This is a genomic window from Adhaeribacter rhizoryzae (assembly GCF_008629685.1).
GTDB lineage: Bacteria > Bacteroidota > Bacteroidia > Cytophagales > Hymenobacteraceae > Adhaeribacter > Adhaeribacter rhizoryzae.
In genome coordinates, this window is record NZ_VWSF01000021.1 from 44,796 (window position 1) to 60,486 (window position 15,691).

Annotated in this window: 7 protein-coding genes; 4 read left to right on the forward strand and 3 right to left on the reverse strand. The window is 46.4% G+C overall.

Annotated elements, in window-relative coordinates; genetic code table 11:
• Nucleotides 1-93: 93 nt before the first annotated feature.
• The gene (locus tag F0145_RS20525; RefSeq protein WP_150091468.1) at nt 94-3,087 is read left to right on the forward strand and encodes a PA14 domain-containing protein; all 2,994 of its coding nucleotides are present in this window, start codon (nt 94-96) and stop codon (nt 3,085-3,087) included.
• A 434-nt stretch (nt 3,088-3,521) separates the two neighbouring features.
• On the opposite strand, the gene F0145_RS20530 is transcribed toward F0145_RS20525, so the two are convergent.
• Nucleotides 3,522-4,865 (reverse strand): NAD(P)/FAD-dependent oxidoreductase, encoded by a 1,344-nt coding sequence (locus F0145_RS20530; RefSeq protein ID WP_150091470.1) that lies wholly within the window; start codon nt 4,863-4,865, stop codon nt 3,522-3,524.
• 683 nt (nt 4,866-5,548) lie between these two features.
• Nucleotides 5,549-7,180: an amidase gene (locus F0145_RS20535; RefSeq protein WP_150091472.1), complete on the reverse strand. Its 1,632-nt coding sequence runs from the start codon at nt 7,178-7,180 to the stop codon at nt 5,549-5,551.
• A gap of 149 nt (nt 7,181-7,329) precedes the next feature.
• Between F0145_RS20535 and F0145_RS20540 the strand changes: the two genes are divergently transcribed.
• Nucleotides 7,330-8,694, forward strand: a complete 1,365-nt coding sequence (locus tag F0145_RS20540) for an amidohydrolase family protein (RefSeq protein WP_150091474.1) — start codon at nt 7,330-7,332, stop codon at nt 8,692-8,694.
• Between the two features lie 169 nt (nt 8,695-8,863).
• Here the strand turns inward: F0145_RS20540 and F0145_RS20545 are convergent, their stop codons facing one another.
• Entirely contained in the window at nt 8,864-10,444 is a 1,581-nt protein-coding gene (locus tag F0145_RS20545) for a PQQ-dependent sugar dehydrogenase (protein WP_150091476.1), read from the reverse strand.
• A gap of 330 nt (nt 10,445-10,774) precedes the next feature.
• Here F0145_RS20545 and F0145_RS20550 point away from each other — a divergent pair, with 330 nt between their 5' ends.
• Together F0145_RS20550 and F0145_RS20555 are read left to right on the forward strand one after the other, a co-directional pair.
• Nucleotides 10,775-11,158, forward strand: coding sequence for a hypothetical protein (locus F0145_RS20550; protein ID WP_150091478.1), 384 nt, complete (start codon nt 10,775-10,777; stop codon nt 11,156-11,158).
• Nucleotides 11,159-11,334: 176 nt separating this feature from the next.
• Nucleotides 11,335-15,690 carry a CusA/CzcA family heavy metal efflux RND transporter gene (locus F0145_RS20555; RefSeq protein WP_150091480.1) on the forward strand — a complete coding sequence of 1,452 codons (4,356 nt, stop codon included), beginning with the start codon at nt 11,335-11,337 and terminating at the stop codon, nt 15,688-15,690.
• Nucleotide 15,691: the final 1 nt, after the last annotated feature.

Consider the following 15,691-nt stretch of genomic DNA (forward strand, 5'->3'; position numbering starts at 1 on the left):
TATTTTCCTCAGTACCCAGACTAAGTATTTCTCTTTTATAATTAGGTTCTTAGTTTACAGTTCAACCTTTTAATACATCTTAATTAATCGTTAATGAAACAATTAAAAAAATTATTGCTGCCCACGCTGGGTTGTTTCATCCTGCTATTGGCCTGTAACCGGTCGCCGCTGGGGAAAACCGAAAGGCCGCAGGAAGCCTGGGTAATTCGGTCGGTGCTGGACCTGAAACCCCGTATGCTGAGCGTTGCGCTCGACACTAATTTATGGATTGCTTACAACACCCAAACCGCCGGTTTGTACAAAGCCTGGAAGGGCGGGATTAATTTCGACGGCCCGGTTTACACTTCGGCCCACGGTCCGCAGCCTACTTCTGTTGGGGTAGCTTATTTACAGGAGCCCGACAGTATTCCGTGGCGGGTTGTTACGAACGGAACCGCTGTTATTCCGGAAGTAACTTACAAAGGCCATGCTATTGATGATAATAAAGTTACCTTAACTTACACTTTAACCGCTAACGGTAAAAATATTACGGTAACCGAAAAGCCGGAATTTGTAAAGCAGGATAACGGTAAAATTGGCTTTGAACGGATATTTACTACGGAAGGCGTTCCTGCTGGTTCGCAAATAATCCTGAAAACGCGTTTTGCTTCGCTTGCTTCCGAAAACGATTTCGAAACCAACGGCAAATTTAATCCCGGCCGAAAAGAAATTGAAACGGTGGGGCAAAAACAATTTCAGCTAATTTCCGGCGACCTGGTTTTAAATAATAACGCCGAAACCAAAATCACCTTAAACCTGACGCCCAAACCAGCCGTGGAGGCACCTACCCAGGAAAAATTACAGGGCGAAGAAGCCGTGGCGGCTTTAATGGCCAAAAGCGATTGTAATACCTGCCATAACCGCGACGTAAAAACCGTGGGACCAGCCTATAAATCTATTGCGGAAAAATACGAGAACAACAAGCAAAACCTGGATGCCTTGGTAACAAAAGTAATATTAGGCGGTGCGGGTAATTGGGGCGAAATCCCGATGACACCCCACCCTAACTTGCCCCGCGAAGATGCCGCTACCATGGTTTCTTATATTCTGGCTCTGGATTCGGGCACAGAGGTTAAGAAAGTAACCACCAACCTAATGCCCAAAATTGATTTTCAGGTACAACGGGACACCCTGAATCCCAGTAAAATGGCGACAACCGCCGAAAAGCCCGGCGTAGCTTTAAATGCTTACCAGTTTGTAGAACCCGTAAAAGATTTTCCGGAACTAACCGACGAAATGTTGCCGGTATTTTCCGGTTCTATTAATGCCCTGCACCTAGATGAAAACGACTTTGGCGATTTAAAAGATAATTTCATCATCCGGGCTACGGGTTCAATTCAAATGGATAAAACTACCAATGTGGTGCTGCGCCTGGTTTCCGACGACGGCGCGCGGCTTTACATCCAGGACAAATTAATTATTGATAACAGCGGCGCCCACCCCATGGAAGCCGTAGACGGCGAAATAATATTGAAAGCCGGCAAAACACCTTTCCGGATCGATTATTACCAGGGTGGTGGTGGCAAAGGCTTATCGCTGCAGTGGCGGCCGTACGGCGCCAAAGAATTTACCGTTGTTCCGCCAACCGCCTTGTCTTTCAAAGGTTCCGACATCAAGAAAACCCAGGCTTCGCCAGTAGTGGTAAACAAAGATGCTACGCCCGGCGATACGCATCCGTTGGAAGCGGTGCACCCAAGCTTTACGTTAGCCCAAGCCCGCCCCAAAGATTTTAAACCCAAAGTAGGCGGTATGGATTTTCTGCCGGATGGCCGTTTGGTGGTAAGCACCTGGGATTCGCTGGGTTCGGTGTTTGTGCTGGATGGCGTACAGGGAAAAAACCCCGAAGCTATTAAAGTAAAACGGATTGCTTTTGGCCTGGCCGAGCCTTTGGGCATTAAAGTAGTAGACGGCGATATTTACGTGATGCAGAAACAGGAACTCACCCGCCTGGTTGACACGAACAAAGACGATATTATCGACGAGTACCAAACGGTGTGTAACGGCTGGAAAGTATCGGCTAACTTCCACGAGTTTGCGTTTGGCCTGGTTTACAAAGACGGTTATTTCTACGGCACGTTAGCCACGGCTATTAACCCGGGCGGGGCCAGCACCAAGCCGCAAATTCCGGACCGGGGCAAAGTGGTAAAAATATCGAAAAAAGACGGCACATTCGAGCTGGTTTCCAGTGGGCTCCGAACGCCCAACGGCATCGGTTTTGGCGTAGACAACGAAATATTTATTGCCGACAACCAGGGCGATTGGTTACCCGCCAGCAAAATCGTACACTTCCAGGAAGGCAAATGGTACGGTTCCCGTTCCGTAGATTTTGAAGGCACCGCCAGTAAAACCGAAATGCCCCCGGTAGTTTGGTTGCCCCAGGATGAAATTGGCAATTCGCCGAGCCAGCCTACTAAACTTAATGTAGGGCCTTATAAAAATCAGATGATTCACGGCGAAGTAACCCACGGCGGTATTAAGCGGGTTTACGCCGAAAAAGTAAATGACGCTTACCAAGGCGTAGTATTTAGGTTTACCCAAGGTTTGGAAGCCGGCGTTAACCGCTTGGTTTGGGGACCAGATAATGCGCTTTACATAGGCGGTGTGGGTTCTACGGGTAACTGGGGGCACACCGGCAAACTAAAATACGGTTTGCAGCGACTTACCTTCAACAACAAGCCTACTTTCGAGATGCTGGCCGTTAGAGCCAAACCAAACGGCGTAGAAATAGAATTTACCCAACCTTTAAAAGAAGGAACCGGCGTTAACGCCTCCGATTATACCATTAAGCAATGGTGGTATAAACCAACCGGCGAATACGGTGGCCCTAAACTAGATGAAAAAGACCTGACCATTAAATCTGTAAATGTATCTTCCGACCGCAAACGAGTACTACTGGAATTACCCGGCATGAAAGCCAAGCACGTAGTTTATATCCGGCTAAACCGCAAAACCTTAACCAGCAACACCGGACTAAACCTTTGGTCTACGGAAGCCTGGTATACCATGAACAACATACCCACTGGCCCGGAAAAAACTGCTAGTAAATAAAAAAGAAATTATTTCCGGAACAGTAAAGTAAACCCCGTCTTAGCTGCTAGTTAAGACGGGTTTCGTTTTTAATAACGATAAAATTTAAGAGGAGGAAAATGGTACAAGAGCAAAAATATTCTATTCAGAAGCCGTTTTACTTTAAATTATAATTTATAAATTTTTATTCCGGTGAGCCCACTCCTGTCCTCTTGAGCTGGTTGAAGAGTTCATTACAATCTATAATATTAAATTTAGCTATTTCAACATGTTTAATCAGAAACAGTAATTTAAGCACGTTAACTCATTGACAGCTTTAAATAACTGCCGATAATATAAATATTATAAAATTCAGAAAAAGAAAAGCCCGGCTGCAGGTATTTTACCCAGCCGAGCTTTTCTTTTTTACTTTAAAGATATAACGTATTTACACGAGCCTTCTTAGCCCAATCTGGCTAATCCATTCGTTGGAGTTTAATAAATTCCTGCCCTTGTTTATCGTCTTTGCGCACAAAAGCCCGGATAATCAGGCGAGTGCCGCGTTCGTAGGTAAAGAACCGGTAAACCCAGTTAATAAGTACCACCAGTTTGTTCCGGAACCCGATGAGGTAATAAATGTGCACAAACAACCAAGCCATCCAGGCAATGAAACCGCCTAAATGCACATTTTTCGGCAAGTCGGCTACGGCTCGGTTCCGGCCAATAATGGCCAGCGAACCTTTATCAAAATATTCAAAGGGTTCGTAGGTTTCGCCGCGGAGCAACCGTTTAAAGTTTTTGGCTAAGTGCTGGCCTTGCTGAATGGCGGGTTGCGCCACGCCCGGGTGCCCATTCGGAAATAAATCGGTCGTCATTTTGGCAATATCGCCAATGGCAAAAATATCAGTAAAGCCTTGTACCTGGTTAAACCGGTTAACAATATATTTACCGCGTTCTACAGTTTCGGGTGGCATGCCTTCGATGGTAGCACCCGCTACCCCAGCGGCCCACACCAAAGTCTGAGTCCGGATTTGTTCACCGCCTTTCAGCGTAACCACTTCGCCGTCGTAGGATTCTACCAAAGTTTTGAGCTTGATAATAATGCCCATTTCTTCCAGGTATTTGTGTGTTTTATGGCTCGATTCCGGCGACATAGGCGGCAAAACGCGGTCTAAACCCTCTACCAGGTAAATATTCATCTGGCTGAAATCCATACCGGGGTAATCGCCGGGCAAAATATGTTTTCGCATTTCGGCCAGCGAGCCGGCCATTTCTACGCCCGTTGGCCCGCCGCCCACAATTACAATATTTAGTAAACTTTGCCGCTTTTCCGGGTCTTTGGTCATGTTGGCCATTTCAAACGATTGCAGCAATTGGCTCCGCAGGTTAAGCGCATCCGGAATTTGTTTCAGCGGAAAAGAATATTTTTTGATTTGCTCGTTGCCGAAGAAATTTGACTTGGTACCAGTAGCAATAACCAGGTAATCGTACCGCAAATCGCCAATTAAAGTAGTTATGGTTTTGCTTTCGGAGTTAATGCGGGTTACCCGAATGGGCCGGAAATGAAAATCCTCATAATCTTCGTCGAACATTTTGCGCAAAGGCTCGGCAATGGCATCGGGCTCCAGGCCAGCGGTAGCCACCTGGTATAAAAGCGGCCAGAAGCCGTGGTAATTTTGTTTGTTAAATAATACCACCTGAAAATCTTTACCCGATAATTTACGGGCCAGGTTAATGCCGCCAAAGCCGCCGCCAATAATAACTACCCGGGGCTTGGTGGTATCGGGTATGTTAAGCGATAATTCTTCCAGTCTGAGCATAAGTATGTGTACTGTTGGGAGCTGTTAGGTAAATATTAAATATTTAGTTGCCGTTAGGGAATATTTTGTATTCTTCTGGGTAAAAACCTGTTTTGTTTATTTTTAATTGATTTTATCGCCCAATTAATTATTGATTACTGTTATTACGCGTTATCGTTGGAGTCCACACTTGTCATTCAGAAGGAAACTATTTAGCAAGTAACCCAATAGGTTCCTCTGGAATGACAGACTTGGGATCTAAAGCCCAATTATATATTGTGTAGCAGCAGTTAAATCAGGTTATAAAAAATAATATTAAAATATAGTAATCCTATTTATTATGAGATTACCCCGGAAATAAAATAAAGTTTCAAGAAATAACAGCAGCCAATATTTTACACCGCCTATTTCTAATATGCTGTATACCTGTTCTGTTTTGGGCAGGTTGCTGCTAGTGCTCCGTCAAATTAAAAATTAGAAATTATGAATTGTGAATTATCATCAACTCGGCCAATAATATCTTATTGATAGATAAGTTTTCTAAACATTAATTTGGTGGAGCACTAATTTCCGGCCGGAATGATAAAAAGGGCAGATTACTGTTCCGGGAAGCAAAATAAAAAGCCCTGCGGAGTTGTAAATCCGTCGGGCTCATTACTTAAGAATAATTAAAAAAAGAAAGATGCCTGGTGCTAGGCGTTGCTTTAAGATAATGCCGCAGAAGCCTTAAAGGTGGGCAATACCCGGTTTTTAGAAGCTTGTTCGTAGGCATAAGCCAGTTTTAATAATTCGCCTTCGGTGTAAGCGGTGCTAAAAAAAGAAAGGCCAATAGGTAAGCCCTGTACCAAGCCCAGCGGTACGGTAATGTGCGGATAACCCGAAATAGCCGCCGGCGAGGTAAAGCCATAGCCGGTAGAATAATCGCCGTTTATTAAATCTATGCACCAAGGCGGACCGTACGTAGGACCCGAAATTGCATCTAATTTATGTTCCCGCAACAGGTTGTCGATGGTTTTACGGGAAATCGTCAGGTTTTTCTGTAAGGCTTCTTGGTATTTGGGGCTGGTTAGGTCCCCGAGTTTTTCGGAGCTTTCGAGAATTTCCTGCTTAAAATAAGGCATGGCTTTGGCCTCGTTTTCTTTGTTAAACGCAATCAGTTGCGCCAGCGATTTTACCTTGCCGTTGGCTTTCGCCAAATATTTATTCAGGCCATCTTTAAATTCGTATTGCAGCACTTCAAATTCAGTTTCGCCTAGTTCGCGCATTTTTTTCATTATTTCTACTTCCACCACCGTAGCGCCTTTGCTTTTTAACAAGTCAAGCGCTTTCTGCAACAAGGTATCAATGCCCGGATGACCTTGCAAAAAAGATTTTTCTACCCCGATTCTTTTGCCTTGTAAGCCGTTGGCGTCCAGGAATTGCGTGTAATCCGGTTGTATTTTGCCTTCGCTTTCTTGCGTAACGGCATCGGCGGGGTCGAGGCCGGTTAAGAAGCTGAGTAAAATGGCGGTATCGCGTACGGTTCTGGTCATAGGCCCGGCCGTATCTTGCGTTTGCGAAATAGGAATAATACCCGAACGGCTCACTAAACCTACGGTTGGTTTCAGGCCTACTATACCATTTACCGAAGCCGGACAAACCACCGAGCCGTCGGTTTCGGTACCAACCGCCACTACGCACAAATTAGCCGCTACCACCACGCCCGAGCCCGAACTAGACCCGCAAGGCGTACGGTCCAACACGTACGGGTTGCGCGTTTGCCCACCCCGGCTGCTCCAGCCGCTCGTAGACCGCGTTGACCGGAAATTCGCCCACTCGCTCAAGTTGGTTTTACCCAAAATAACGGCACCAGCCTCGCGCAGTTTTTTTACAATAAAAGCATCGTAGGTAGCTTTGTTATCGGCCAGCGCAATCGAGCCCGCCGAAGTAGACATTTTATCGGCTGTATCAATATTATCTTTTATCAGCACCGGAATGCCGTGCAGCGGGCCGCGTACTTTGCCGTTTTTCCTTTCCTGATCCAGAGCATCGGCAATATTTAAAGCATCCGGATTTATTTCAATTACCGAGTTTAGCTTGGGTCCGTTTTTATCGATGGCTTCAATCCGGTCCAGGTACAGTTGCGTAATAGACCGGGAAGAATATTCGCCGTTTTGCATTTTTCCCTGCAAATCCGCAATGGTGGCTTCGTTTAACTGGAAGTTATCAGCATCGTTGCTGGCGGTTTTTTCGGCCTGCTTTTGGCTGGTTGCCCCCGGATTACAGGCTCCTACAGTAAGGGTTGATAACGTTAAACCAGCCAGGGAGCTATTTTTTAGAAAATTTCTTCGGTTCATGGTTGCTGTTTTACTAAAGATAAAGAATAATTAGTTTCGGTATAACCTAAACCACCTGCGGCTACATAATTTTAATATCCGGCTAAATACTATTACATTTAATAAGCTGATTAGCTGTTATTTTTTTACCTAACCCAAAATAACCAGTTATGAGATATTGTTGCATTTTAATATTTTGCCTGATTCAATTCCAGGTAAATGGTCAGGGAACAGCTTCGGTAAAGCAAGGCGAAGTAGTTTTCCGGAACGTAAACGTAATACCCATGGATCAGGAACGGGTGTTAGCTAACCAGACCGTAGTGGTAAAAGATGGCAAAATTACTTATGTGGGCGAGGCCAAAAACGCGAAATACGGCAAAGCGGCCACCCTGGTAGAAGCCAAAGGCAAATATTTAATGCCAGGTTTAGCCGAAATGCACGCCCACGTACCGCCCGTAGATAACCTGGAACCCATGAAAGAAGTTTTAATGTTGTTTGCGGCCAACGGCATTACCACCATTCGGGGCATGCTGGGGCACCCGCGCCACCTGGAACTGCGCAGTAAAATTAACAGCGGCGAAATATTAGGCCCTCATTTTTATACCACCGGTCCGTCGTTTAGCGGGCAAAGCGTGAAAACCCCGGAGCAAGCCACCAGTATGGTGCGGCAGCAGAAAGCAGCCGGCTATAATTATTTAAAACTGCATCCCGGCCTTACCCTCGAAACGTTTGATGCCATGGCCCAAACGGCCAAAGAAGTAAATATTCCGTTTGTGGGGCACGTTTCTTTTGATGTGGGTATCTGGCGGGCCATTAATGCCGGTTATTCTTCTATCGATCACTTGGATGGTTTTATTGAAGGTTTGGTACCGGGGATCGATAGTATGAAACAGGAACAGGTGGGTTTATTTGGCATGTTTGTGGCCGATAAAGTAGATACTACCCGCATAACCAAATTAATGCAAGGATTAAAAGCTAAAAATATTTGGGTAGTGCCTACGCAAGCCCTGGCCGAACGGTGGTTTGCGCCCGTAACCGTAGAGCAGTTTAGTAAAGCCCCCGAAATGGTTTACATGGCGCCGGAAGTAAGACGCAATTGGGCTAATAGTAAAAAAAGCTTGCAGGCTAATCCGCAGTACAATGCTGCTAAAATGAAAGCATATATTCAATTGCGGCGAAAATTAATATTGGCTTGTCAGCGCAACGGCGTTGGGTTATTATTAGGCTGTGATGCGCCGCAAATATTTAACGTACCCGGTTTTTCTACGCACCAGGAACTTAAATATTTGGTAGATGCGGGCTTAACGCCCTACCAAGCCCTGCAAACCGGCACCGTTAACGTAGCTAAATATTTAAATCAGACAGGCAATGCAGGAATTATTAAGGTTGGAGCTGTTTCGGATTTAATATTGCTGGCCGGTAACCCGCTGCAAGATATTACCCAAACCCGCCGGATAGAAGGCGTCATGCTCGGCAATCGTTGGCTGCCCAAAACTTACCTGCAACAGCAATTACAAAAGTTGAAAAAGGGATAATTTCCCCCTTAACCAGAAGTAAAAAAATCAGGCAACAAGCCTAAGCAATTCACCAATGTTATTCAGGAGGAAACTATTTGGCTATCTGCTAAATAGTTTCCTCCTGAATGATACGAATAGACTGCAATGGCAAATATTTTTTTTAACACTGTAATTATCCAAGGCCTAATTATTTACCTTTTCCTTTACCGTTGTTATTGCCTTTGCCGCTATTATCGTTGGCGTGATCTTTTCCTTTGCCGTGTCCTTTATTGTCATCATTTCCCTTTTCTTTATCGGCTAAAACCAGCTTAAACACCTGGCCCGTATTGCCCGATGGACCTAAAAGATTGGAAACGGTCAGGTAAATTTCGCCTTCTAAATCCTGGCCAAAGCCTTTGAGGTAATAGCCAATATCGTTGGGCCGGTTTACTAAATTAATTTCCTGGTAATCCCATAAACCAGGGCCGGAAGGTTGCGCCATAAATAATTCAGCGTTTGGTGTGCCCGGATTTTGCGAGAAAGTGCCAAAAATATATTTACCTTGGAAACCCGGTATATCGTTGCCGCGGTAAACGTTGCCCCCAATAATGGTAGTAGCCCGGCCATTTGCCGGATTGCGGTAATTATTTACTTGAATTACGGGATCGATGAGCTTATTACCGTAAATATCTACATTAGGGCAGGAGGCCAAGGGTTGCAACGGACTGGCAGCATTAAAGCAAGAGGTGCCTTCTTTTACATTCCAGCCGTAATTCTGGCCTTTTTCCACCACGTCAATTTCTTCGTACAGTAATTGGCCGGCATCGCCGGCAAATAAGCGGCGGGAGCCGCTCATATCAAACGAGAACCGGAATGGGTTGCGAAAACCATAGGCCCAGATTTCGTCGCGGCCTGGTTTACCCACAAACGGATTATCGGCCGGAATACTATAAGGTGCGCCGCTGTTTACATCTAAACGCAAAATATTGCCAAACAGGTTGGCTTCAATATTCTGACCATTACCGCCGGCATTAACCGGATACCAGTCTTCTACGTGGCCGGGACTAACATCATTGGCCCCACCGCCATCGCCAATGGCAATATACAGGTAGCCGTCCGGGCCAAACGCAATGGTACCGCCATTATGGTTCGATTGCGGATCGTCCATTTCTAATATTACTTTTTCGGTACTTAAATCGGCCATATTCTTATTACCTCCGGAAACCCGGTACTCCGATACCCGGCTCAGGTTGTTCCAGGTAGTAGCAGGGGTTGGTCCGCCCGGGCGGGGCGGCAAAGTGTAATAAATAAAGAAGCGGCCATTATTTTTATAATCCGGGTGAAAGGCCAAGCCTAATAAACCCCGTTCGTCGTAGCCCGGGCTCAAGGGCACCATTTTGCTGGTTACATCTAAAAAAGGAGTAGCTAACTGGTTACCGGCTTCATCTACTATCCAGATTTTACCAATCTGGTCAATAATAAACAATCGTTTGCTGCCGTCGGGCACTGGTACCAGGCCAATTGGCGAAACCAGGCCGCTGGCAATTGGCTTTATATCTACCGGTTTCATGTTAAAGTGCGAAACCGATAATTGTTCGCTGGTTTGGGAATTGGTGGGTGCGGCTTCTTTTATTTCTTCCTGACAACTCTGCAGTAAAAATGTACTCAGGAGCAAGGCTAACCCAAACTTAAAGAATAAATGGTTAAAAGTAGTTTTAGCCGGAGCAGTGCTGCGCTGTCGGGACACTAAGGGTAAAAAGGTACTGGCGGTGTTCGTCTTTCTTTCCATAATTTTTAATTTTTTAAGATGAAAAATAAATAGACTGCTATGTTGTATGCCAATCAAGTAAGATCCTCTGGACAGGCTATAAAGCCTGCGTCGCGTTTTTAGCCGAAGCTTCCGGTTTTATTTTATTGGTGTTAAAGCGGGTAAAAGCAAAAATTAAAGATTATTACTTTGTTAAAATTCTAAAGTGTGCAGCCACCACGGAAGGTTAACCCAAATGGTTGCCTGGGCAGATAAAAAAGCATAGGTTTATTCAGGAGATTGCTGAATTAGCCGGTATGCTTTTATTTATTGGATTAAATCTGTAATTTTGGCCGGAAAATCAGGATTGACTTGAGGTTAAGAGCAATATTTTTTGCGGTATATATTTTTATCGGCTCCTTGCTGCCCAACTCCGATCTGCACGAAATTTCCAAAATAAGCTCCCTTATTCAACATTTCCAGCGCCACCAGGATACTGCCGGGGGCAATTTAAGTTTGCTCGATTTCCTGAAAATGCACTATAAGGATGCAAAGCACATGCAATCCGAAAACCACGAAGCGCTGCCTTTTAAGAAGATGGGCAACTCGCCCTACGATTATTTTGTAAATTCCATTCGCTTCCATTATTCCGCTGAGGTACCCGAATTTTCCGAAATAATACATTTTCCGCAACCCATTTCCCGGGTAAAATATACCTATGCCGGTACCATCTGGCAGCCTCCCAAAATAGCTTAGCATCATTTCGGGCCAAAAGTAAAGCCCTGCCGCATTAAGGCTGTAACCTAATTGGTTATAGCCTCCTGGCTGTAAACTTGCTTTTCCCGCCATTCAGATTGGTTCCGGCCGGAGCCGTTTCTGCCTGTTCTTATATTTTTTTAGCACCTGCCCGGCAGGTCAAAATCCTTATTTCGATGCTGAATAAGATTATCCTCTTTTCTATAAAAAATAAATTAATTATCGGGTTGATGACCCTGGCCCTGGTGGGTTGGGGCATTTATAACCTGAGCCGGCTCCCGATAGATGCTGTGCCCGATATCACAAATAACCAGGTGCAGGTAATTACTGTGTCGCCGTCGTTGGGGGCGCAGGAAGTAGAGCGGCTTATTTCCTTTCCGGTAGAACTATCGGTGGCCAGTGTACCGGGTATTATCGAGATTCGCTCTTTCTCCCGCTTTGGTTTGTCACTGGTAACGGTGGTTTTTGAGGAAGAAACCGATATTTATTGGGCCCGCCAGCAAATAACCGAAAAGCTGAAAGAAGCTGAAGAACAAATTCCGCCCGGTGTGGGAACCCCCACCCTTGCCCCAGTTACCACTGGTCTGGGCGAAATTTACCAGTATGAAATTCACCCCACCAAAGGCTACGAAAGTAAATATTCGGCTACAGAACTGCGCACTATTCAGGATTGGCTGGTGCGGCGGCAATTATTGGGTACGCCCGGTGTGGCCGAAGTAAGCAGTTTTGGTGGTAAACTGAAGCAGTATGAGGTAGCCATTAACTCCCCGAAACTGCGTTCGATGAATATTACGATTACTGAAGTTTTTGATGCCCTGGAAAACAACAACGCCAATGCCGGGGGCGCTTACATCGAAAAAGACCCGAATGCTTATTTTATCCGGACGGAAGGGCTGGTAAAAAGCAAAGAAGATATTGGCCGGATTGTGGTAAAAGAAACATCGGCTGGCGTGCCGGTGCTCATCCGCGATATTGCCACCGTGCGCGAAGGTTCGGCCATCCGGTACGGGGCGATGGTAAAAGACGATCAGGGTGAAGTGGCCGGCGGTATTGTGATGATGCTGAAAGGCGAAAACTCCTCGAAAGTAATAAAAGCAGTAAAAGCAAAAATTGCCGAAATCCAAAAAACCTTACCCGAAGGTGTAAAAATTGAACCGTTTCTGGACCGAACCAAACTCGTAAACCGGGCCATTAGTACCGTCGAGAAAAACCTGGCCGAAGGCGCGTTAATTGTGGTTTTTGTGCTGGTTTTATTATTGGGTAATCTGCGGGCCGGCTTTCTGGTAGCTTCGGTTATTCCGCTGGCCATGCTGTTTGCTATTTCGCTCATGAACGTGTTTGGCGTATCGGGTAACCTCATGAGTTTAGGGGCGCTGGATTTTGGTTTGATTGTAGACGGGGCCGTAATAATTGTGGAAAGCGTGATACACCGGCTCCAGTTAAGCAAACATCACCACCTGGGTATTACCCGCTTAAACCAGGAACAGATGGATGCGGAGGTGTACGATTCGGCCAGCCGTATGATGGGCTTTGCTTCCTTCGGACAAATTATTATTCTGATTGTGTATTTGCCGATTCTGGCGTTAGTAGGCATTGAGGGTAAAATGTTTAAACCGATGGCCCAGACCGTCGCTTTTGCTATTCTGGGGGCGTTTTTGCTGTCGCTAACGTACGTGCCCATGATGGCTTCGCTGGTGCTGAGTCGCCGCACCGACCACAAAGAAAATATTTCGGACAAAATAATGCGGGCCATTAACCGGGCTTACCAACCATTACTCAACCTGGCCATGCGCCTGAAAGGAGCGGTACTTTTGGTAGCCATCGGCCTTTTTGCCATTTCCTTGTTTTTATTTACCCGGATGGGTGGCGAATTTATTCCTTCTTTAGATGAGGGTGATTTTGCCATTGAAACGCGGGTACTCACGGGCAGTTCTCTGAACGAGACCATTGAAGTGGTGCAAAAAGCGTCGGCCCTGCTGAAGAAAACCTTTCCGGAAGTAGAAAAAGTAGTTACGAAGATTGGCTCGGCTGAAGTGCCCACAGAACCTAACCCGGTAGAATTAGGCGATATGATTGTGGTATTGAAAGAACAAAGCGAGTGGACGAGCGCCAAGAACCGCGAAGAACTGGCGAATAAAATATCCGAAACCCTGTCGGAGAATTTGCCCCAGGCTTCTTTTGGCGTGCAGCAGCCCATACAAATGCGTTTTAACGAATTAATGACCGGTGCCCGCCAGGACGTGGTGGTAAAAATATACGGCGAGGACCTGGATACGCTGGCTGTTTACGCCGAAAAGTTGGGTAAATTAATCAGTCCGGTAGCCGGCGCCCAGGATTTATACATCGAGAAAATGACCGGCCTGCCCCAAATTATGGTAGGCTACAACCGCGAAAACTTAGCCAAGTACGGGTTAAGTATTAAGGAGGTAAACCGTACCGTAACGGCGGCTTTCGCCGGCGAAGCGGCCGGCCAGGTATACGAAGGCGAAAAACGGTTCGATTTGGTAGTGCGCCTGGATGAACAGGATCGGAAGGATATTTCGGATGTGCAGAATTTATTTGTGAGCAACGCCGCCGGCTTCCAGATTCCGTTGCACCAACTCGCTACGGTAGAAATGAAAGAAGGTCCTAACCAGATTCAGCGGGATGGCACCAAGCGCCGGATATCGGTGGGCTTTAACGTCCGGAACCGCGATGTGCAAAGCATTGTAGACGAAATTCAAGGCAAGGTTGAATCTAAATTAAAGCTGCCGGTGGGTTACGCAGTCACCTACGGCGGTCAGTTCCAGAATTTAATCGAAGCCAAAAACCGGTTGTCGGTGGCGGTGCCGTTGGCGCTGCTCCTAATTTTCTTGTTATTGTTCTTCGCTTTTAAATCCATTAAGCAATCAATATTAATATTTACGGCCATTCCGCTTTCGGCCATTGGGGGCATTTTTGCTTTGCTGCTCCGCGACATGCCTTTTAGTATTTCGGCGGGGGTTGGCTTTATTGCGCTGTTCGGGGTAGCAGTACTCAACGGCATTGTAATGATTGGCTACTTTAACCAATTAAAAGAAAGCGGCCTGACCGATTTAGAAGAAATAATCCGGAAAGGAACTGCTGCCCGCCTCCGCCCTATTATTATGACGGCCACGGTAGCTTCGTTGGGCTTTTTGCCGATGGCGCTTTCCAATTCGGCCGGGGCCGAAGTGCAGAAGCCGCTGGCTACGGTGGTAATTGGCGGACTGATATCGGCTACTTTACTAACCCTGGTGGTGCTGCCGGTTATTTATTATTTCTCCGAAAGAGGATTGCGGGTGAAAAAGGTTCTGGTGGCATCTATGGTGGTACTTGGGCCCTTAGCAGCGTCGGCGCAGCAACGTCAGCCCATGCCGCTGGCGCAGGTGCTGCAACTGGCCCAGGAAAATAATGGTTTAGTCCGGAAAGCAGGATTGGAAGTAGAAATGCGCTCGGCTTTAAAAAAGACCGCCGTAGACTTGCCCAAAACCAATATTAATTATTCCGAAGGCAAACTAAACAGCCCATTTGTAGATAACCGGGTAGGAATTACGCAAACTTTACCTAATCCGGGGGCCTGGAAAGCGCAGAAGCATTTGCTGAACGAGCAAAAACTACTCAGCCAAAAACAACTGCAAACCCAGCAACACGAACTGAACTACCAGGTAAAAAGTGTGTACGCCCGCCTGGCTTATTTATTCGAGCAAAACACCTTGCTACTACGCCAGGACAGTATTTTTAAAATATTGGAACATGCGGCAGATGTTAAATTCCGGACCGGCGAAAGTGGCCTGCTGGAGAAAACTACGGCCACTACCCAGCGCCTGGAACTTACCGACCGTCTCCGGCAAAACGAAACCGAGATAAACGTGCAAATGGCTGGCTTAAATGCGTTGGTGCAGGCACCCGAACCGCTAAATATTGTTCCGGATAAACTCCGCCGGGAGGAAATAATAAATCCTGCAGCTTCGTCGGAGCCAAACCATCCCTTACTGGGCGTGTATCAGCAGCAGGTTACCGTAGCCGAGCGGGAACAGCGGGCCGAAAAAAGCAAATTCAGTCCGGATATTACGCTGGGTTATTTTAACCAATCGCTGGCCGGTACTTACGAGGTAGACGGCGGTTCTCAATATTATGGGCGCGGCGACCGCTTTCAGGGAGTGGAAGCCGGTATTGCGTTGCCCTTGTTTTTTGGCTCTCAGGCGGCTCGCGTAAAAGCCGCCGGCCTGAATAAACAAATAGCGCAGGCAACATTAAAAAACCAGGAAATTCAACTGCAAAACAACCTGAAAGCAGCCCAGGAAAATCAGCAACGCTTAAGCCAAAGCCTGGATTTTTACCAGACCCAGGTGCTGGTTAATGCTAACCTGGCTTTGCGCCAAGCCGACAAAGCTTACCGTAACGGCGAAACCGGCTATCTGAATTATTTGCAGGCTGCCGACCAGGTGCTCCGCATCCGGCAAAATTATTTACAGTTGTTGCTGGAGCAGCGGCTTAATTTATACGAATTAGAATATTTAAAAGGGAATTAAT